The 18,613-nt window shown below is 41.5% G+C and carries 19 protein-coding genes; 13 read left to right on the top strand and 6 right to left on the bottom strand.

Features of this window, described 5'->3' with window-relative positions; genetic code table 11:
* The first annotated feature begins 135 nt into the window (after positions 1-135).
* The 3 genes from AC4II3_RS01380 to AC4II3_RS01370 all read left to right on the top strand — a co-directional run bounded on the left by AC4II3_RS01380 (position 136) and on the right by AC4II3_RS01370 (position 2,336).
* Positions 136-633, top strand: coding sequence for a hypothetical protein (locus tag AC4II3_RS01380; RefSeq protein WP_488007884.1), 498 nt, complete (start codon positions 136-138; stop codon positions 631-633).
* 16 nt (positions 634-649) lie between these two features.
* The gene (locus tag AC4II3_RS01375; RefSeq protein ID WP_488007886.1) at positions 650-1,537 is read left to right on the top strand and encodes a DUF8832 domain-containing protein; all 888 of its coding nucleotides are present in this window, start codon (positions 650-652) and stop codon (positions 1,535-1,537) included.
* Positions 1,538-1,700: 163 nt separating this feature from the next.
* Entirely contained in the window at positions 1,701-2,336 is a 636-nt protein-coding gene (locus AC4II3_RS01370; RefSeq protein ID WP_488007888.1) for a helix-turn-helix domain-containing protein, read from the top strand.
* On the opposite strand, the gene AC4II3_RS01365 is transcribed toward AC4II3_RS01370, so the two are convergent.
* The 4 genes from AC4II3_RS01365 to AC4II3_RS01350 all read right to left on the bottom strand — a co-directional run bounded on the left by AC4II3_RS01365 (position 2,333) and on the right by AC4II3_RS01350 (position 6,393).
* Entirely contained in the window at positions 2,333-3,028 is a 696-nt protein-coding gene (locus tag AC4II3_RS01365; protein WP_488007890.1) for a DevA family ABC transporter ATP-binding protein, read from the bottom strand. The two genes, AC4II3_RS01370 and AC4II3_RS01365, sit on opposite strands and share 4 nt — an antisense overlap.
* A gap of 55 nt (positions 3,029-3,083) precedes the next feature.
* Positions 3,084-4,232: an ABC transporter permease DevC gene (devC, locus tag AC4II3_RS01360; protein ID WP_488007892.1), complete on the bottom strand. Its 1,149-nt coding sequence runs from the start codon at positions 4,230-4,232 to the stop codon at positions 3,084-3,086.
* A gap of 167 nt (positions 4,233-4,399) precedes the next feature.
* Positions 4,400-5,719 (bottom strand): ABC exporter membrane fusion protein, encoded by a 1,320-nt coding sequence (locus tag AC4II3_RS01355; RefSeq protein WP_488007894.1) that lies wholly within the window; start codon positions 5,717-5,719, stop codon positions 4,400-4,402.
* Between the two features lie 146 nt (positions 5,720-5,865).
* Complete coding sequence (locus tag AC4II3_RS01350) at positions 5,866-6,393, bottom strand: MarR family winged helix-turn-helix transcriptional regulator (RefSeq protein WP_488007896.1); 528 nt, start codon at positions 6,391-6,393, stop codon at positions 5,866-5,868.
* Positions 6,394-6,745: 352 nt separating this feature from the next.
* On the opposite strand from AC4II3_RS01350, the gene AC4II3_RS01345 reads away from it, so the two are divergent.
* The 3 genes from AC4II3_RS01345 (at position 6,746) to AC4II3_RS01335 (ending at position 11,464) form a co-directional block, all read left to right on the top strand.
* Positions 6,746-7,486 carry a cytochrome c biogenesis protein CcdA gene (locus tag AC4II3_RS01345; protein WP_075895983.1) on the top strand — a complete coding sequence of 247 codons (741 nt, stop codon included), beginning with the start codon at positions 6,746-6,748 and terminating at the stop codon, positions 7,484-7,486.
* Between the two features lie 163 nt (positions 7,487-7,649).
* Positions 7,650-9,065 (top strand): cytochrome c biogenesis protein, encoded by a 1,416-nt coding sequence (locus tag AC4II3_RS01340; RefSeq protein ID WP_488007898.1) that lies wholly within the window; start codon positions 7,650-7,652, stop codon positions 9,063-9,065.
* A gap of 1,250 nt (positions 9,066-10,315) precedes the next feature.
* On the top strand, positions 10,316-11,464 hold the full coding sequence (locus AC4II3_RS01335) for a glycosyltransferase family 4 protein (protein ID WP_488007900.1): 1,149 nt from the start codon (positions 10,316-10,318) through the stop codon (positions 11,462-11,464).
* 415 nt (positions 11,465-11,879) lie between these two features.
* On the opposite strand, the gene AC4II3_RS01330 is transcribed toward AC4II3_RS01335, so the two are convergent.
* Entirely contained in the window at positions 11,880-12,134 is a 255-nt protein-coding gene (locus AC4II3_RS01330; protein WP_488007796.1) for an ISAs1 family transposase, read from the bottom strand.
* Positions 12,135-12,637: 503 nt separating this feature from the next.
* Here AC4II3_RS01330 and AC4II3_RS01325 point away from each other — a divergent pair.
* The 3 genes from AC4II3_RS01325 (at position 12,638) to AC4II3_RS01315 (ending at position 15,787) form a co-directional block, all read left to right on the top strand.
* A complete protein-coding gene (locus AC4II3_RS01325) occupies positions 12,638-12,967 on the top strand; it encodes a hypothetical protein (protein WP_488007794.1) in 330 nt (109 codons plus the stop codon).
* A 463-nt stretch (positions 12,968-13,430) separates the two neighbouring features.
* Positions 13,431-15,218, top strand: a complete 1,788-nt coding sequence (locus AC4II3_RS01320; RefSeq protein WP_488007792.1) for an ABC1 kinase family protein — start codon at positions 13,431-13,433, stop codon at positions 15,216-15,218.
* A gap of 395 nt (positions 15,219-15,613) precedes the next feature.
* On the top strand, positions 15,614-15,787 hold the full coding sequence (locus AC4II3_RS01315; RefSeq protein ID WP_488007790.1) for a hypothetical protein: 174 nt from the start codon (positions 15,614-15,616) through the stop codon (positions 15,785-15,787).
* A gap of 115 nt (positions 15,788-15,902) precedes the next feature.
* On the opposite strand, the gene AC4II3_RS01310 is transcribed toward AC4II3_RS01315, so the two are convergent.
* Entirely contained in the window at positions 15,903-16,052 is a 150-nt protein-coding gene (locus AC4II3_RS01310) for a hypothetical protein (protein WP_488007788.1), read from the bottom strand.
* Positions 16,053-16,108: 56 nt separating this feature from the next.
* Here AC4II3_RS01310 and AC4II3_RS01305 point away from each other — a divergent pair, with 56 nt between their 5' ends.
* From AC4II3_RS01305 to hxpB, 4 genes are all read left to right on the top strand, one after another.
* The gene (locus AC4II3_RS01305; RefSeq protein WP_488007786.1) at positions 16,109-16,411 is read left to right on the top strand and encodes a DUF6312 domain-containing protein; all 303 of its coding nucleotides are present in this window, start codon (positions 16,109-16,111) and stop codon (positions 16,409-16,411) included.
* 390 nt (positions 16,412-16,801) lie between these two features.
* The gene (locus AC4II3_RS01300; protein ID WP_488007784.1) at positions 16,802-17,008 is read left to right on the top strand and encodes a DUF6200 domain-containing protein; all 207 of its coding nucleotides are present in this window, start codon (positions 16,802-16,804) and stop codon (positions 17,006-17,008) included.
* A gap of 585 nt (positions 17,009-17,593) precedes the next feature.
* Positions 17,594-17,725: a hypothetical protein gene (locus AC4II3_RS01295; protein ID WP_488007782.1), complete on the top strand. Its 132-nt coding sequence runs from the start codon at positions 17,594-17,596 to the stop codon at positions 17,723-17,725.
* A gap of 60 nt (positions 17,726-17,785) precedes the next feature.
* Complete coding sequence (gene hxpB / locus AC4II3_RS01290; protein ID WP_488007780.1) at positions 17,786-18,454, top strand: hexitol phosphatase HxpB; 669 nt, start codon at positions 17,786-17,788, stop codon at positions 18,452-18,454.
* Positions 18,455-18,613 lie beyond the last annotated feature (159 nt).

Here is an 18,613-nt window from a genome sequence, read left to right as displayed (position 1 = left end):
GAGCAGGGAGCAGGGAGCAGGGAGCAGGGAGCATAAAAAAAATTGTCTACTTCATAGTCAGTAAAACCGCTTTATTAAATGTAAATAGTTTTAGTGCTTATCAAAAAAATAAATTAGTTTTAAAGGAGTAAAACTATGGCTTCGTGGTTGCAGTCAAATTTAATTGTTCTCTCTAGTGTGGTATTGATGTTTTTAGCCTCTTGCGGAAATAGTACACAGGATACTAATAAAACTACTTCTTCAGAGACAACTGCAAAAACTAATGAAGTTCACTCTTCCAATGATGGTCACAATCACTCCCACACTAATGGTGATGGTTACTCCCAAGGTGGTCAAGTGATTGAATCTGGCCCTTATCATTTAGAGTTGTTACCTATTGTCGAAAAACAGGGAATTCACTTAGACTTTTTTCTACAACAGGGTGAGGAACACAAAAGTGTATCTAATGCCAAAGTTAAGGCTCAAATCCAGTTACCAAATGGTGAGCAAAAAAATCTAGATTTCAGCTATGACAAGGCTGGTAAACATTACGCTGCTTTTTTACCAGGGAAAGCAACTGGGGAATATAAGGTGGTCATTCAAACTGACATTAACGGGGAAAAAGTCAACGGTCGCTTTTCATTTAAACAATAAATATTGAAGAACTTTTGTGGGTAAAGACATAATGAATCGTTTGGTTAGCGCATTACTAGTTAGTTCTACTTTATTTCTGGCTCAAAGTTGTTCAACACCAGTGCAGTCTGGAGATGCATCTGTTGAGGGAGATAAACACCATGGTCACCATAATCACAATGAGCATGGTCATCACCATGGTAGCCATGGTCACGGAAATAAACCATCAGTAAAGACTAAAGCTATACTAACGACTCCCTCAACGATTACTTTAGATAAACCAAATAATTTGGTAATTGATATTCAAGACTATGAGGGAAATGCTGTTCCTGATTTTGAGGTTTTCCAAGAAAAAATAATGCATTTAATTGTAGTCAGTGATGATCTTGATTTTTACGATCATATTCATCCTGAATACAAAGGTAATGGAAGGTTTGAAGTTGAAGCTAATTTTCCTAAACCTGGTGATTATACTCTTTTTAGCGATTACAAACCAACTGGAAACCCAGAGCGAGTTTCGGTGCTAAAAGTAAAAGCCCCAGGCATTAATTCATCTCTAAGTGATATAGAAATTAAGAATGCCAAAGTCTTTGGCAAGACCAAGGTTGAGCTGAGTTTTGATAAACCCAAAGTTCAGGCTAATGAAGAAGTGATGATTAGCTTTAACTTAAAAGATGCTACTAATAATAATCCGGTTACTGATTTACAACCTTATTTGGGAGAAGCTGGTCATTTAGTAATTGTTAAAAAATCAGAATCTATAACAGCATCTGATTACATTCATGCTCACGCACTTCCAGGTAAAACGACTGAACCGATACGTTTTGCTACCCAATTTCCTGAAAAAGGTAAATATAAAGTGTGGGGTCAATTTAAGCGTAATGGTGAGATTGTAACAGCTGATTTCTGGGTAAATGCACTTTGAGCAAATATCTTATTTGGTAACCACTCAGCAGTTGGCGATCAGCGATTAGCTGATCGCACTTACCAATAATCACAATAAGGGATATCATAATTACTCTACCGGAGTTGATCAGATTTATAAATCTTCTCCTGTCATCCTTTATCCTTGATACGTCAGCCTGGAAATGACCGAGTCTTCCTATCCCAATTACAGTGAACAGTTGCGACAACTTATGGCAAAAGTGGGTATTCCTAGTTTTAGGCAACTAAGTCTCAAAGCTGATGTTTCCGAGTTGCAAGTGAGGCGTTTGCGGAAAGGTCAGGTCTCGCAGATGCAGCTAAAAACGCTGCTCAAACTTGCTCAAGCGTTGCAGGTGTCGGTGAATCAGTTACTGGTTATGTTTTTGCCAGATTCTGTTTCTACGTCACAGGAGGAAGACTCAACATTAAAGCAGGAGTACCAGCGTCTGGAACAGCAGTTGGAACAGCAGCGCGAAACTTTAATGCAGGAGTTTCAGCAATCTAGTTTACAAGTGCTAGAATCCTGGCTAGTGCAATGGCCCACTGCTGCTTATGCGGCACAACAGAATCAGCAGTTACCAGCTGCGAGATTATTGCCCCTGGTAAAGCCAGTGGAACAGTTGGTACAAAAATGGGGTGTGGATGCGATCGCATCTGTAGGGGACGAACTTCCTTATGATCCACAACAACACCAACTCATGTCAGGCACTGCTCAACCAGGTGATCGGGTTAGGGTACGTTACACTGGCTACCGCATTGGTGATAAGTTGCTGCATCGTGCTAAAGTCAGTCCAGCTTAACTAACTGCTTTGATACCATTGAGATGCCCATCTTCCATATTAACAATCCGGTCAGCAATATCGAGAATTCGATTGTCGTGAGTAACCAGTAAAATTGTACATCCTTGTTCTTTAGCTAACTGCTGCATTAAATCCACCACTTCACGACCGGATTTACTGTCTAGGGCTGCTGTTGGTTCATCTGCTAAGAGTATCTTGGGATTACTCACTAAAGCACGAGCGATCGCGACTCGCTGTTTTTGCCCTCCAGAAAGTTTATCTGGGTAGTAATTCACCCACTTACCTAACCCCACTGCTTCCAATATAGCTACTGATTTAGTCATAGCATCTTTAACAGAAAGTTCTGGGTGTAGTTCTGCTGACATTTGCACATTTTGGCGAGCTGTTAAACTCTTGAGTAAGTTATGAGCCTGGAAAATATAGCCAATATGACGCCGCACTGCTATCAAGTGTCGTTTATTGGCTCCGAGGAGTTGCTGTCCTAGAATTTTGAGACTACCAGCTTGAGGCGATCGCAATCCTCCGATTAGGGTTAGTAATGTCGTCTTACCCGATCCAGAAGGACCAGTCATCAACACAATTTCTCCTTGGTGGATGTCTAGGTCAATATCAAACAAAACCTGTTTCCGTAGGAAACCTTTACCAAAGTAATGGTTAAGATGCTTAATGGATACAACTGGTTCGTCCACCATGACAGTTTTCGTTCCTACCTAGTTATTAGTTATTGATTATAGTTTTAGGGATAGTTTAAAAAATATCAGCGGGATCGGCTGCTTGGAGTTTCCCAATCGCGATCGCACCGGAAATACAACACATGATAAGCGTCAGAATCAAGACTGTCACTGCCCTAGCTAGACTCATAGCTATGGGTAAACTAGTAGCATTTTTCGTTAAACTATACAACCCTAAGGCTAGTCCATATCCAGGAAAATAACCTAAAATTGCCAGAATTATAGCTTCTTGAAAAACGACAATCAATAGATAGCTTGTTTTATAACCCATGGCTTTGAGGGTAGCATACTCAGGCAAATGATCCGCGACATCAGTATATAGAATTTGATAAACAATCACTGTACCCACGATAAATCCCATCGCGCTACCGAGGGTAAAAATAAAGCCAATAGCTGTACTACTTTGCCAGTAAGCTTTCTCCCAATTAACAAACTCTTCCTTGGATAAAACTCTAACATCCTTGGAAAGTTCGCGCCTCATCTTCTCTACAACTATCTCCACATCTAACCCTGGTTCTAATTCAATCAAACCGATATCAATCAGTCCTCTATGGCGGTCAGGGAAAAGGCGGAAAAAGTTTAAATCACTGGTGATCACATTTCCATCTGCTGCAAAGGAAGCCCCTAGGGTAAATAAGCCCCCTACTCGAATGCGACGTTCTTTGACTTCAGTGGTTATCTCTTTGCCCTGATTAAACTCTTCCGCAATAGGACCATATTCAGGTCTGGAGCTGTCATCGAACAAAACTACATCTGGTATTTTTATCGTATCCAGATTGCTGGTTACTCCAGATAAATTGAAGACGTTGTCAGTAGGATTAAACCCAATCACAAGTACATTACGACTTTCACGGGTTTGAGGATTTTTCCAGAGGGCATAGTCCATATATATCCCACGGATCGATTTGACCCCATCAAATGCAATACTTTGATACAACCTGCGACTAGGAAAACTTTTCATAGCGAGTGTTGCTTGGGACTGGGGACTAATCAAAAAAATGTCACCCTGTAAGCTATTATGTAGTGTCACATTACTTTCAAACAGGGCATCCCGAAAACCCATTTGCATAAACATTAAAATATCGGCAAAAGCAATTCCTGCCAGTGCCACCAGCAAACGCATTTTTTCATGGCTCAATTGTAACCATGCTAAAGGTATTTTCATGATTAATAGTTACTGGTTAATTACTATTTTTTAATTCAAAATCAAAACTTAAAAATTAATAGCATTATCATTGGTAATTTTTCCCACCGGATCTAAGCCCTTGAATTCATTTATGGGGTAGTTTTTAATTTTGAATTGATAATTTTTAATTGGAGCCAAGCGATTGACTAATCATTAATAACTATTTTTATGATGACTTGGGAGTTAGTTAAATCAGTAACGGTCTTGCTGTCTTCTGGATTGAGACGAATATCTACTTCGACAACTCTGGCATCTACGTCAGCGGCTGGATCAGTGTCAAGAACATCCTGTTTGTCAATTTGTTGCCCAATTCTAACTACAGTGCCATTGAGTTTACCCTCAAATGCCTTGCTTTCACTAATAATAGTTACTTTCTGTCCTAGCTTGACTTTACTAATATCACTTTCGTAGACTTCAGCAACAACCATCATTTGGTCAGTTTGCCCTAGTTCCACAATTCCCTTTTCTTGATCTACGGTTTCTCCTGGATAAGTGTTAATTTTCAAAATTTGACTATCTAGTGGAGAATGCACGTAAGCAAATTTTAATTCTGCTTCGGCTTGCTTAACTTGTGCCATAGCCATTTCTAGCTCTGCTTCAGCTTGTTTAATATCTACTAGACGTACTTCTTTAATCTCTTCGAGGGTAGCTTTGGCTTCGTTAATCTGTGCTTCTACCACAGCTAGGGTCTGGTTGCGGTTGACAATAGCTTCTTTGAGTTGTTCCCTGAGGGTGCTTATAGTTTGGCTGCGGTTGGCTATGGCTTCACTGACGCTCTCTTGGGCAGTTTCTACGTTTAGGCGGCGGCTGTCCAATTCGGAAATTGCGATCGCACCGTCTCGTTCTAACTGGTCATAGCGCTGAAAATCTGCTTGCACATTCCTTAACTGAGCCTCTAATCGCCTGACTGTGGCATCTTTCTCTTGTTGTGTTTCTTGCAGCTGAGTCTGTAAACGGTCAATGCGAGTTTGTAGCGCCTCCTTCTGCCCCCGATACTCTGCCTCTAGTCGTTTAATCTTAGCCTCCTGAGCAGCAATGGTGCCATTTTTAGCACCAGCTTTGACTTTCTCCAAGTTCGCACGGCTTACTTTAACCTCCGCTTTCGCCCGTTCTAAATCGGCTTGTAAGCGTCCGCGATTTTCCATGATGGCAATCAATTGATTGGCACCTACTTTATCCCCTTCCTTAACCAGTAACTCAGCCACCCTTGGTGCTTGAAAAGTTGTTGGAGCAGCTAATTGAATAACTTCCCCCTCAGGTTCGAGACGTCCTAGAGCAGTTACAGCTCGGATAGCTGGGGTTGTACTGGGGGATGGCACTGGTTCTGGCGGGCGCTCACGGACCATTTCCAAACTATATCGGCTAGCGACCACAGTTGCCAGAATCCCAACACCAGCCAGTACAATCACCCAACGGCTTAGGGGCTTTGATAATCCCTGATCTTTTATCCCAATCTTTGGCTCCATGACTCCTCCCGTTAAATCAACTTCTGTCGGTTATATGAGCCATAACTATCTCTTGTGTGCCATATTATATGGCTCCTTACTATTTAATTTATCATAAAGTAAATACATGATGAGCACCGCTAACAAATTTTTTGAGCAATCCCTCATTACTGGGTCAGTTGAAATTCAGCAGATTGCATAGCAGGGGTTCCCGCTCGCAACTTTGCTAAAAGTTTAACGAAGGTTTTCTTTTCTGCGCCAGTCAGGTGAGCCATCAAACCTGTCACCCGATTAAAGTGGTCGGGAAGCATTTCCTTCAAGAACTGCCAACCGTTTGGAGTCAGCTGAACCATCAGCATCCGTCGGTCATCTGGGTGGGGCTGGCGTTTAACTAACCCTTGACGTTCGAGACCATCGAGCAGACCTGTGATCGTCCCACGAGTAACACCAGCCTGTTGAGCACATTCGGAAGGAGTCAACCCTAACTCACCAGCTTTGTGTAATAGCATGAGTACGGTAAACTTACCGATTGATAACTCGTAGCGACCCAAATGAGTGTCAATCGCTTCGTAGATCTCAGTGGTAGTTTTCAGGAACGACAGACAAGTAAACACTGATGCTATATCTAGCTCAGGGTACTGTCTCGCTAAATTTAGCAGTTCCTGCTCTGAGGGAAGGTCACGTTTAGTGAACATAGTCTATCCCCTTAAAAAAGTTTGCCGACTTATTATTATCGTGCCTTACTATAGTATTTCTCAAATAGGTGAGGTATACAAGTTGTGGATTTAAGGGAACAGGGAATAGGCAATAGGCATGCTAGCAATAGGCATGCTAGCAACAGGCAACAGGCAACAGTAAAATTCTGTCTACTCTCTTGGTGCGCGTTCCCTAGGCGTTCGCGGAGCGGCGACCTAGGAGTTGGGAACCTCGCGCCTTGTGGCACCGCCTCATTAATATGAGAACCGCTATATATCCGTGGGATTTGGCCACCGTACTTGAGGGGTTAAATACGCTACAATTCAACCAAACTGGGTGTTTAAATTCCCTATGCTTGACACATTCTCGACTCAACTTTATCAACTCCAACAATTCGCTAATAACCTGGTTGACAGTCAACTGACTCACCTGAGCCTAGTCAGCATCGCCATCATCTTTGCTGCTGGGTTGCTGACTAGCCTAACCCCCTGTATGCTATCAATGCTACCCATCACGATTGGCTACATCGGTGGTTATGAAAATCAAGGACGGCTGCAAGCTGCTACCCAATCGGTATGGTTTGCCTTAGGCTTAGCCACAACCTTAGCTGCATTAGGAATTATCGCAGCATCTATCGGGCGAGTCTATGGTCAAATCGGTGTTGGCTTACCGATTATTGTCAGCCTAATCGCCATTATTATGGGGTTGAATTTACTAGAAGCACTACCGCTACAGTTTCCAACTTGGGGTGGTATGGATTGGATTTCCCAGGAATGGCCGAAAGGGTTACGCTCTTATCTAATTGGTTTGACCTTCGGTTTAGTCGCTTCACCTTGCAGTACACCGGTATTAGCAACGTTACTGGCTTGGGTTGTCTCAACTAAAGATTTAGTCTTAGGTGGTGCCTTGCTGTTGTCTTATACAGCTGGTTATGTGGCACCCTTGATCTTGGCAGGTACCTTTACTGCTTCAATTAAACGATTATTAGAATTGCGACAGTGGTCGAGTTGGATTACACCAGTAAGTGGTGCGCTATTGGTGGCATTTGGTGTGTTTTCGTTGTTGTCTAGGATTCCTGTGGGAATTTTTTGACTGAGTACTGAGTGCTAAGTGCGTCGTCAGCTATCAGCTAATGCGCTACGCACACGCTACTTGAGGTGCTATCAGCTAATGCGCTATGGGCATATACTTACTGATCTTATTTTCCTAAATCTGCTCATCTTATTAAGAAAACAAGTAATTAACTAGACTTTATATGACTTTAGAAAACACATCAGAAAATTCATCAGAAAATTTATCAGAAAACACATCAGAAAACACATCATTGACTAGCAGTAGGTTGTGGCGTCGCTTCGTATCAGTGCTGGCTAACTTACGCCTAGCGATTATCTTGCTGCTTGCGATCGCATTATTTAGCATCAGCGGTACAGTTATTGAACAGGGGGAATCTCTGGCCTTTTACCAAGCCAATTATCCTGAAGACCCAGCGTTGTTTGGTTTCCTCAGCTGGAAAGTGTTGTTGCTCCTAGGCTTAGATCATGTCTACCGGACTTGGTGGTTTTTGTCCTTATTAGTTTTATTCGGTAGTAGTCTGACCGCCTGTACTTTCACTCGTCAATTTCCAGCTTTAAAAGCAGCCCGGAATTGGAAGTTTTACAAACAACCCCGCCAATTTGGGAAACTTGCCTTGAGTGTAGAGTTGGACAAGGGGTCTTTTACTTCCCTCACTGAGTTGTTAGAGAAGCGGCGTTACAAGGTATTCCAAGAGGGGGATACTATCTACGCCCGTAAAGGAATTATCGGACGGATTGGTCCAATTGTAGTTCATGCCAGTATGTTGATTATCCTGGGAGGGTCAATTTGGGGGTCAATGACAGGATTTACTGCTCAGGAAATGGTTACCAGTGGTGATACATTCCAAGTTAGAAACATTATTGATGCCGGTCCGTTTGCTTGGCCCCAAATCCCCAAAGATTTGTCAGTGCGGGTGAATCGCTTCTGGATTGATTACACTCCGTCTGGGGATATCGATCAATTTTACTCCAATCTGTCAGTTTTGGATAGTCAAGGTGAGGACGTTGACCAAGAGACGATTTATGTGAATAAGCCCCTAAGATATCGAGGTGTCACCTTTTACCAAACCGATTGGGGGATTGCTGGGGTTCAGGTGCAGTTGAATAATAGTCCAATTTTCCAGCTTCCTATGGCACAACTTCCCACTAATGGTGAGGGGCGGATTTGGGGAACTTGGGTTCCCACAAAACCTGATTTAAGTGAAGGGGTATCCCTTTTAGCTAGAGACTTGCAGGGAACGCTGTTTGTCTATGATGGAGCGGGTAATCTCGTTTCAAGCGTTCGTCCTGGTATGGGGATTAAGGTCAATGGGGTGATACTGAAAATTAAAGATGTCATCGGCAGCACTGGCTTACAAATTAAAGCTGACCCCGGTATTCCCTTTGTTTACACTGGCTTTGGCTTACTGATGTTAGGGGTACTGATGAGTTATGTCTCCCACTCTCAGATTTGGGCATTACAAAAAGGCGATCGCTTTTATATTGGTGGGAAAACCAATCGTGCTTTGGTCACCTTTGAACGGGAATTGATTGAGATTTTAGAGCAGGTCGGTGAATCCTCCCAGACGGTAGAACCTTTACTGGCTAAATCTGCTTAGTATTTAGCGATGCACCAACGGAACAGGGGAGGGTTCCCGGGTGGTCAGTGACATTTCCATCTTCGAGCCTCCTTTCTATTTTGTCTAATTCACATTAGGCGTTAGTGATAAAATAATCAATGTCTGTCGCCTCTTCAATTGAACTGGCATCTCCTACGATAGCAAATGTTCTTTCTCCTTCTAGAGGAGACCTCAGGGGGTAACAGGCAAGCTAAAATCCTTACTGGGAGTACTTTAAGCCGATATGTTACTTAATCGGTGCGCCTTCCTTAGGCGAATTAAATTCGCTACAGGTGCGATCCAAGGGCTAGTAAATCGCCCTTGGATCGCACCTGTAGGTGTGCACCTAGAAGATACATACTGTTTTGGCCTGAGCTTGGAGGTATTTATAAGGGTTTGAGCTTATAGAAAATCATTCGTAGGGTCAATTTGCCAGTTTATCTTTGCTAAGAGAACTGGCATCAAAGCCATAGATAGTAAACTTTTCAGGGCTAATGTCACCCCCTCAGGTAAAATTGACTTGGTCAATTTGAGCGCTGACAAGCAGTTACTGAAATAGTTTCAAATTTTTGGAGAGGTCTATTAAGTCCCCTGATAACGGTTGTGAGGTAATTTACGTGTTGGGTTTAAGTGTGAGCTTAAGTTCGGCTAATTCCTTCAACAGTTGGTCGATCAGCTTTTGGTGCAGTATCACGACCACCAACTGCTCTGTTGTCAGTGGCTTGAGTTGGGGGGGAGCTAGTTTTTCGGGTTTCAGTTGTTCGCTGATGCCGCTACCACAGGTGCGACCCGTGGCGAATTTAATTCTTAATGCGGAAAGCGCAAACCGGATTTCAATATTTTGTCAACCACCCTCACCTAAATTCTTACATTTCATATAAAATCATTGGGGGCACAATAACTATAAAATCATTGAAGGCACAATAACATTGAGCAATCTTGGCAATAAAATCCATATACAGTGTGTCAAAAAAATTAAACACACTTTATATGGATTAATAAGCATGGCTTGATCTCAAGGTTTGAGTGTTCGACAAAACCCAAAATCAGGTTGCAGATTGCGTCCTGCTATCACCAGTCACCACTAAGTTTGGTGAATAACTCGTTGTGTCCAACGTCTAACCAAGCTACCACTCTCAGCGAACTGAAAACCAGCTTTGCAACGCCCCTAAATTAAGGACAGCAAATAGCTGAGTAATCATGTCGTCAGAGAAAAGTAATCAAATTTGAGAAGTTATGAGGTCAAAGTAGTGAGGATCCTCTTAATCTGCACTGAGAAGCTTCCTGTTCCATGTATTCGAGGAGGTGCAATCCAGACTTATATTGACGGAATACTACCTTATCTAAGCAAGTTTCATGACGTTAGTGTTTTTTCTGTCACTGATAAAGATTTGCCCAATCAACATGTCCTGAATGGAGTCAGCTACCAGCGCTTCCCGACAGGTGATAGTGAGGCTTACTACCAAGCAGCTGCTAAATTTGTAGCTGAGGAAAAATTCGATTTAGTCATTCTTTACAATCGCCCTAAATACTTACCCTCTATTGCTGCTGCTAGCCCTAGTAGTCAGTTTCTCCTGAGCATGCACAATGAAATGTTTCATGAGGAAAAGATTAAACCTGAGGTTGCTGAGACTTGTTTAGAGAAGGTCAGAGGAGTCATAACAGTCAGCAAATTTATTGCTGATGGAATTGCCGATCTCTTCCCTGACTACCGACATAAACTTCACCCCGTATATGCAGGAGTTGACTTAGAAAAGTTTCAGTCCCGATGGTCACCGGAAGGATCTAGACGTCGCAAAGAATTGCTAAGTTATCACGGATTGACCGATCGCAAAATCGTTGTCTATGTAGGTCGATTAAGTATTAAGAAAGGACCCCATATCCTAATTTCTGCCTTACCCCAAATTCTAGAACAACACCCATCAACATTTCTTTTTATAGTGGGTAGCAAATGGTACGGCAATAACCAGGAAAATAAATATGTTCGTCAACTGAAAGAACAAGCAAAAACCTATGAAGAATCAATTTACTTGACTGGCTTTATTCCACCTGCAAATGTCCAGAAGTACTTCCTCATGGGTGATATCTTTGTTTGTGCATCTCAATGGCAAGAACCTTTAGCACGAGTTCATTATGAAGCAATGGCAACAGGTCTTCCTATGGTTACCACAATGCGAGGAGGAAACGCAGAAGTAGTCATCCCAGGTATGAACGGTCTCTTGATCAGTGACTATGAGAATCCCGATGCCTTTGCAGAACCAATTAACTCTTTATTGTCCAATAAAGAGTTAGCTGAAAAAATGGGACGATACGGACGCCATCTGGGTGACAAGTATTATGGTTGGGAGCGGGTTGCGTCAGACATTTCCCGGATTATTTCAGACTGCTGCCTATCCTAAGGATAGCAGGGTAATCCCATTAAAATTTGTCAACTGGGTATCAAAAACCTAGCACAGTTTTAAATCATACCTTCATCCCTTCTTCGGCTCATGAAAGCGTCATGAAGAGTTGGCACATTTGGTATTATTGGCAGGGTAAGGGAGAACTTCGTATCACCACCGGTAGTCGCTCATGGGGGGGACCCCCAAGACCGCGCTACCTCATCACGACACGGATCTTGCCCTTCCATAGCACGGGAATGGCTGTGATCTCATTGGACTTGCTCAAGGGCCCGTTTTTGAGCTAACACCAGATGATGTTCACTCACCCAGGCACTCACCCTGTGTAAGGCAATGAGATTGCTTTTCTCGATCGTAGGAACGCCGAGCAGTTAAACCCATCAATATTGATCAGCTTAATCTCTAGCTGGGTGGGTTACTGCTCGACCCAACTATTGAAGCATTCATGCAACTGAGTTGGGTCAATCAATGCCAAGACTACCGAAAAGGTATCCTGAGATGGAATACTATGGGGCAATTCCAAAAACCTCTCTAACCATTGCTGTTTCGCTTTGCCATAGGTTTCAATGGCTACCATATTATCTGCCCCAGACAGAACCCCCAAGATGGCGATGGTCACAATATCTACAAGTTTATGCTTGGGTTCCGGTTTGAATCTCGGGTCATCCAATGACGCTATGAATGAGCTGTTTCATCCTTTCCTGAAAGGGGTGATGGGGTGGGAGCACCAAAGCCAAGGGACATCAGGGGTGAGAGCATGTGAACAGACTAATTTAATCTCTATCCAATTTCCTGGATTCTGGAGAGATTGTCTAGTCTGAATTGAACCACAGCCAACTTTTGCAGCAACGTGTGTTTTGTCAAGTACAATTTATACAAAATAGGTGGGATTACCCTGGAATTTTAGCTTGCATGTCACCCCCTGAGGATACTATCATGTCCTTGGTAATTATTTTGATGCAGAAGTGTTGAATGTCAAAAAAGTTGTTTAATATGATAAAATCATCAAAGCTGTAAAATTTATACTCGTTAAGTATGATTTAAATAAGTTTTCCAAAAATCATAAAAGATATTTTTAAAATGTTTCCAAAAAAAGATTATCCATCTTTCAGTACCTTCTCATTTATGTCTTGTTGATTGGAGTATCTAATAGATAAGAGTGTCGTCAATAATATGCGAGATTTATTTAAACGGCTAAATAGTCAAGGAATAGACTTAATAAGTCCTAACTTTTTTAAAGCGGTTAATAAGAGAAAAACTTTTTTTATTCAAGAAATAACTCATCAATTAAAAAGGCAACTCAATCCCATAAAAAATAAAGTTCAAAGCCGAGATTTATTTCCGAATACGAAGCGTGGCCTAAGGCCGATAGATTCAACTATAATTACTTTAAAAAGTAACCTATCATGGAGCCAAGGATATCATCAAGTTAAATTAGTTTGTGGCTTGGACATTTGCCGTTCAGACGTAGGGGGAATAGTTATTCATTATTCAGATTTATAGCTATTTAATCGGTTATTTAAGATGACAGCTAATAGAAATAGCCGTTCGCGCAGCGTCGGCTTGGCCGTAGGCCACGCTACGCGAACGCCGAAAGATTTTGGAAAAACAGCATATGTCTCAATAAATTACCTATGTACATTGGTTTACAAAACTAATTTGGTGAAAGTAAAATAGGACTTTATAGGGTTAATTTATGAAAATATGTAAAGTTTTGTTGCGCGATTCAACATTTCTGATTTTGACGACGTTGATCTGTTTCTCTACTTATGTCTGCTAATACCGCAAACTCATCCAACATGGACTGCAGTACTTTTTAAAGAGTAACAGTTTCAGTAGCAAAACTATCGTGGACTGCCTAAAACTAGCTAGTTTTTCAGAAGACTACATTCAGTATTTCATGATAGTAGGACTACGACAGAGCAATGATTATTATTGAAATTATTTTTGTTTGGCTGCTTATAATATGAACAATAAAAAAGATACTCCTACTCCTCTTATTGATAACAAACAACGAAAGAAAGTTAAAATAGTTGAAAAGTTGGAAGTTCGTCGTTTTTCTACTCTCTACATTCTCCAACGATTTATTATTTACTATTTAGGTATACAACGTCGCCGAATTACAAATAAGCCAGACATAAACAAGACTGCGAACGAGCTGCGTGAGCTCTTTCAAGATTTGGGAGGCTTCTGGGTAAAAACGGGTCAGTTGTTAGCATTGCGGACCGATCTTTTCCCAGAAGAGGTTTGTGAGCAGTTAATACGTCTTCAGTTTGAAGCCATTGGATTCCCTATGGCTTTAGTTAGATCAACAATTGAGTCAGAGCTAGGAGCACCCATAGAAAAAATATTTCAAGATTTTGATGAGACTCCTTTGGCAGCTGCATCAATTGGTCAGGTTCATCGAGCAACGTTGCGAAGGAAAAGAAAAAATGTTCCGGTAATCGTTAAAATTCAACGTCCAAATCTAAAAGAAGCGTTCCAGCGAGATTTGGATTTAATTAAAGCCATTGCCCAAATTTTAATTTCTTTTAATGTTCTGAGTTACCTACGTTTAGATGAAGCAGTATCGGAGTTAGATAGAATTTTTAATGAGGAATTAGATTATCGCTATGAAGCATCTAATACTCGTAAGATGAGAAAAACCCTAAAAGAGCATAAAATATATGTTCCAAAGATTTATGACAAATATTCTAAACGTCGAGTTTTAGTTATGGAATATATCGATGGGGTTCTTGCCTCTGATTATATTAAAGTATCGAATAGGGATCCCGTCAGACTCTCTCAATGGGAGGATGAAAATGACTTTGATGCTGAAAAAGTAGGTGAAAAGATATTTATTTCATTACTTCGACAAGTATTTGAAGATAACTTGTACCATGGAGATCTACATCCAGGCAATATTATTTTCTTGCGTCGGAGCAAAGTCGTATTCATTGACATGGGTAGCGTGGGATCCCTGGATACGGATTTGAGGGTGACTTATAATGAGTATACCAATGCATTGACATATGGAGATTATAGCAAAGCGTCTGATTATATCATGCGGTTGGCTGTTGATATTCCCAGAGTTAATATACCTACAGTCAGGGCAGAGATGTCGCGTGGTATGGAGAATTGGTCCTCCAAAGCGCAACTTAAAGGGATAGACTTTAAAGAAAAGTCTTTTGGTGGGGCAACGGCTGACTTATCTAAACTGCTGGCCAAATATCGTATCCCAAATAATTGGACTTTTCTCAAAATGAGTCGATCTTTTTTAACTCTAGATGGTACACTGCAGTACCTATTACCTGAATTTGATTTTTTCAAGACATCTAAAAAATATAATCGCCAGGCAGATAAACGTTCTCTCAAACAAAGTTTAACCCCAACAAGTATTAGAAGTTCGATTAACCAGTTCTTTGACACTATTAGCGAGTACAATAACCTGATTTTACCTCAGTTGCGAGAACGAACCATCGCATTTGAGTTAACCAGTAATATTTTTGCACTGTTGCTGGTAGTAGGTTTTCAATCTCTCGCCTATTTACTCCTAATAACTGAACCAATTGCAGTTTATATTTTCGTTTATCAACATTATTTTAAAGTGATTGAACCTATTCATACTCAACTGGCTGAAGAGTTGGTTCAACAAATTCCCCATCTTCCATATCTGGAATGGATTGGTATTTTTATACTGATTGGCCTCAGTGCTAAAACACTGCTTGCGGGGGCAAAAGTTTTGGAGCGTAAAGACTTTCCTCAGAAACTATAACAGAGTACTCATAAGTGTGGATCTGAAATTCCAGCCTATACAATCGTTTTTCCTATTGTTTGCATTATGGTTTATGGGTACTGGTTCCATCGAATCTGAAGGAGAAAGGCGTTGCTGATTCTGGGTATGCTTTCGCCCCCCTAGGGCATGTGTTAAAACTCGTTATATCCTAAAAGTACTGTGATCAATGGATGCATTAGATGAATCGAGGGGACGTGAAGTTTTGAACAGTGGGAGAGGTTAAAACCCTTGACCTGAATTCTTACTATGAAATGATGCACTTTCCCTATTCACCTCAGTTTAAGAGCTGATTTGTAAAGAAAATCTAAAGCTAACTCGAAGCCTGGCTGAGTGACTTGTAATCTAAAATAGAAGACGAGTTAAACCCTATATCCATGAGTCGTTTGCCTCAAATCTCCAATCATCACCGCCAACCCTATCCAAGGGATATGAGTGATGTAGAATGGGAAGTGTTGCGATCGCTTATACCGAAGCCGAAGGGATTTGGGCCTCTGAGGAGGGTAAACTTGCGCTCCTATCATCAACTGGATCTGCTATGTGCAGCGTAGTGGATCCCAGTTGAACATGCTGCACCATGACTTTCCAGCTCACCCAACGGTCTATGGTTATTTCCGTAAATGGCAACCGCTTTGGGTATGGGCTGAAAATCCATGGCCAATTGCGTCATTCACTCCGATAACAAATGGGAGGTGAAGAAGACTCCAGTGTAGCGCTAACGTAGCGTCGATCTTTGCCCGAATCGCCAATTAATGACTCCCTGACTGGCTTGTTGAGGTTTTGTTTACAAATTAGCTCTAATTCTTGATCAGTCATGTTTTATGCGATAGAATCACCTGTAGTAGTTAAATCAATCTAGGAACCTAAACGTTATGGCTGATAGTGAGGGAATTAAGAGCGCTGTCATTCTACGCAGTGAAGATGATTTTGGAGGCACACCTGAGTTATTGTCTGGGTCGACAAGTAAGAAGAGTAAGAAAAAAAAGAAGAAGAAGCAGGCAGCAGGTTTAAAGCCTCTTGAGAAGGCTGTGTTTAAACAAGCAAAGCGTCTCGACGAGGCAAGTAAGGTCTATAAGGACCGCCATGAGAAGTCCAATCGTAAGAAGAAAAATGGTTGGATTAAGGATTTTGGAAAGAACTATACCAAGAGTATGTCTAAGTTAATGAAATTTTAGTTTGGTTTCTGCTCTACCTTTAACTTCGGCTGCATCTCATTGTCTTGATCCAGTCGCTCATTGGGGAAACCTCCAAGACCGCGCTGCATCGCTTTTGCAGTTTGACCTGGTGGTTCCTTAAGGGACGCACTTTACCAAAACTGGCTACAGCTTGCGTCTTGGCGAGCCCGTCTTATCACGCACCCTAAGCCACTTTTTGACAACTATGAGATGCACCCTTAACTTCGATGTAATGGGTCATTTAATGGCTATGTTGAAGGCAAAAAAGCTTGAGTTCTTCAAAAGTTTTTGGAATGATCATTACATCACTTTGAAGTTTTTTAGAAGGGCAGATCTGGGCATGATACAACTTTTGACAAAGCTTGCTAAAATTTAGTTAGGAGAACGTTCATGAGTACACTTCAGAAAGAAAACACCATTATCCTAGACATGGGATCGGCAAAGAAAGATGATATTAAAGATTTGCAATATGGTGAGGGTAGGCTTTTTAAGAGGATTGCTAAAGCCATTAGCGAATTGAAAGAGAGTGGTGAAATTGCAGAAAATGCTCAACCAGTAGTTGTTGTGGTCAAGAAGAAAAACGAGAAAGATTTTTAATCGATCTTGAGGAGTAATACGAATTTACGTCATGGGCTTCGTAGATTTGTGTTTCAGAGTTACACTGAGTTGCTAACTCAAGTCCGCTTGACTTTCAGCCAAGATTGAGTCCGCCTTTAGCCAAGCTATTGTTATTGGCTACTTCAATGGATCTGCATCGGGGGCTTTATGCCCAATCTAACCAGGTTAATTGAAGATATATAGGAACTTCTACTTCTTGTACTGGTCATGTTCAAGTAGATTCGTGAACTCCCCCAACTTAATTCGTTTAAGTTGGGGTTTATAGCGTAGCATTTTGCCAAGCTACGGGAACACGGAAGAATGCCGAAGGTGCCCTTGACCCGTAATTAAATTACGGGTCAAGGGCACCTCAACGTTATCCTTAGTCGATTTGAGAGTACTCTATAAATCAGGTTTCGTACAAAACCTGATTTAATTTTTGTTTAAAGTCAGCGGAAAATTTGTTGACTTTGAACAAAAAAAACTGCTTTAGGATGGGATTTAGTCGAATTTCACAAAAAATTGAGTTAATGCAATTTTTGTCTGTTACCATTTCTACTAAATTAGATGCGTTTACCCTGGTAAATGTTCCTCTTTGGAAATTTTAAGAATACCATTGCTGCTGCGATCGCGTCCCTAAAAAACGACGAGGCATTCTTTGAACAACTGTTTGGTCGGTTTATCCCTTTCGAGAAGCTTCCTTATAGAATTGACTAATTGGAGTCCACAGCCTGGAACCCGAACTGTTGTAGATCTCGACGCTTGAGGAAGATTCTGATGCAGGATGTAGCTGTCATCTTTGATATGGATGGTTTACTAATTGATAGTGAACCGTTTTGGTCTAAGGTGGAACTAGAAGTCTTCAATGACCTTGGCATTCCCATGAACGAGAGTATGACTTCTCAAACAACGGGTTTGCGAAACGATGAGGTAGTCAAGTATTGGTATGCTCGATTTCCTTGGACTGGTATGAGCCAAGCTGAGGTATGTCGAAGAATGATCGCTCGGATGAGTGACCTATTGATGACCATGGGACAAGCGATGCCAGGTGCAATTGAAGCCGTAAACTTGTGTCGGGCATTAAACTTACCCCTAGCCCTAGCCACTTCATCTCCCATGGGTCTAATTGATACAGTACTCAAACGGCTCGATTTAAACGATGCCTTTGATGTGATTACATCAGCAGAAGCCGAGGAATTTGGTAAACCCCATCCAGCAGTATATCTCACCGCTAGCCGTCGTCTGGCTATAGAACCAACAAAGTGTGTTGCCCTAGAGGATTCGGTTCGTGGCGTGATTAGTGCCAAAGCTGCCAGCATGGCATGTATTGCGGTTCCAGCACCAGAAAATATAGAGGATGAACGGTTTGCGATCGCAGATGTCACCCTTAATTCACTAGAACAGATCAGTGAGCCTTGGCTGAAGAAGTTTTTATATGATATATAGCAATTATCATACTCATGAAGTACAAATTTTTGGCTTTTAGGGAGCAGAGATTATGGAGTATGGAGCATTTAATAGATAAGATATAAGAGGTAAGAGGGAAACAATCCTGTGTACCTCATAGCTATAAAAAACGCTATAGCAAGGGTAAACCTCACGTAA

Source organism: Moorena sp. (assembly GCF_982860115.1).
This window is presented reverse-complemented; position numbering and strand designations above follow the sequence as displayed.

What these genes read in the sequence shown, in the direction of transcription:
- AC4II3_RS01380 (WP_488007884.1), top strand. Translation starts at nt 136, where the DNA reads ATGGCTTCGTGGTTGCAGTCAAATTTAATTGTTCTCTCTAGTGTGGTA.
- AC4II3_RS01370 (WP_488007888.1), top strand. Translation starts at nt 1,701, where the DNA reads ATGACCGAGTCTTCCTATCCCAATTACAGTGAACAGTTGCGACAACTT.
- AC4II3_RS01365 (WP_488007890.1), bottom strand. Translation starts at nt 3,028, where the DNA reads ATGGTGGACGAACCAGTTGTATCCATTAAGCATCTTAACCATTACTTT.
- devC (WP_488007892.1), bottom strand. Translation starts at nt 4,232, where the DNA reads ATGAAAATACCTTTAGCATGGTTACAATTGAGCCATGAAAAAATGCGT.
- AC4II3_RS01355 (WP_488007894.1), bottom strand. Translation starts at nt 5,719, where the DNA reads ATGGAGCCAAAGATTGGGATAAAAGATCAGGGATTATCAAAGCCCCTA.
- AC4II3_RS01350 (WP_488007896.1), bottom strand. Translation starts at nt 6,393, where the DNA reads ATGTTCACTAAACGTGACCTTCCCTCAGAGCAGGAACTGCTAAATTTA.
- AC4II3_RS01345 (WP_075895983.1), top strand. Translation starts at nt 6,746, where the DNA reads ATGCTTGACACATTCTCGACTCAACTTTATCAACTCCAACAATTCGCT.
- AC4II3_RS01340 (WP_488007898.1), top strand. Translation starts at nt 7,650, where the DNA reads ATGACTTTAGAAAACACATCAGAAAATTCATCAGAAAATTTATCAGAA.
- AC4II3_RS01325 (WP_488007794.1), top strand. Translation starts at nt 12,638, where the DNA reads ATGCGAGATTTATTTAAACGGCTAAATAGTCAAGGAATAGACTTAATA.
- AC4II3_RS01320 (WP_488007792.1), top strand. Translation starts at nt 13,431, where the DNA reads ATGAACAATAAAAAAGATACTCCTACTCCTCTTATTGATAACAAACAA.
- AC4II3_RS01315 (WP_488007790.1), top strand. Translation starts at nt 15,614, where the DNA reads ATGAGTCGTTTGCCTCAAATCTCCAATCATCACCGCCAACCCTATCCA.
- AC4II3_RS01310 (WP_488007788.1), bottom strand. Translation starts at nt 16,052, where the DNA reads ATGACTGATCAAGAATTAGAGCTAATTTGTAAACAAAACCTCAACAAG.
- AC4II3_RS01305 (WP_488007786.1), top strand. Translation starts at nt 16,109, where the DNA reads ATGGCTGATAGTGAGGGAATTAAGAGCGCTGTCATTCTACGCAGTGAA.
- AC4II3_RS01300 (WP_488007784.1), top strand. Translation starts at nt 16,802, where the DNA reads ATGAGTACACTTCAGAAAGAAAACACCATTATCCTAGACATGGGATCG.
- AC4II3_RS01295 (WP_488007782.1), top strand. Translation starts at nt 17,594, where the DNA reads ATGTTCCTCTTTGGAAATTTTAAGAATACCATTGCTGCTGCGATCGCG.
- hxpB (WP_488007780.1), top strand. Translation starts at nt 17,786, where the DNA reads ATGCAGGATGTAGCTGTCATCTTTGATATGGATGGTTTACTAATTGAT.